This is a genomic window from Kocuria sp. CPCC 205263 (assembly GCF_040981075.1).
Classification (GTDB): Bacteria; Actinomycetota; Actinomycetes; order Actinomycetales; family Micrococcaceae; genus Kocuria; species Kocuria rosea.
The window spans coordinates 1-567 of sequence record NZ_JAVKPV010000067.1 but is presented as its reverse complement, the minus strand read 5'-3'; the positions used below and the strand labels follow the sequence as shown (position 1 = coordinate 567).

General features: G+C 71.6%; 2 protein-coding genes. One reads left to right on the top strand and one right to left on the bottom strand.

All coding sequences use genetic code 11. The features are described from left to right. On the top strand, nt 1-78 hold a 78-nt coding region (locus RF647_RS19165), incomplete at its 5' end, for a DUF3117 domain-containing protein (protein ID WP_368813122.1). A gap of 72 nt (nt 79-150) precedes the next feature. Here RF647_RS19165 and RF647_RS19160 read toward each other — a convergent pair. Beyond that, on the bottom strand, nt 151-567 hold a 417-nt coding region (locus RF647_RS19160), incomplete at its 5' end, for an O-methyltransferase (RefSeq protein ID WP_368813121.1).

Sequence of the window (567 nt, the reverse complement as noted above, 5' to 3'; positions counted from 1 at the left end):
GGCGGTCGTCTCGTCGTCGAGCTCAAGGCCGATGAGGCCGCAGAGCTGAAGGGCTGCCTCGAAGGCGTCACCGGCTGACAACCCCACGAGCATCGACAAGGACCCCCGCACCCGACCAGGGTGCGGGGGTCCTTCCCATGGGGGCCCGCCTCAGCGGCGCACGGCCACGAACAGCCCGGATCCCGGAGTGAGGATGGCGGACACGAAGCGCTCGTCCTCGCGCAGCATGCGGTGGATCTCGCGGTGCACGCGGGTGGAGTCCTGGCGCTGCACCGGATCCGGCACGCGGTCCTGATCGAGGGCGTCCTGGACGATCAGGGTACCGCCGCGGCGCAGCAGGCGCACGGCCTCGTCCACGTAGAGCAGGGTGTTCGACGGCTCCGCGTCGAGGAAGACCAGGTCGTAGGACGCGGAGCTCAGCCGCGGCAGCACGAGCGAGGCGCGCCCGGAGATGGTGCGCACGCGCGGCTGCGTGCCGATCTCGCGGAAGGTCTCGCGGGCCGCGCGCAGGGCCCGGATGTCCGTGTCGATGGTGGTGAGCACCGAATCCTCCGGCATGCCGCGCAG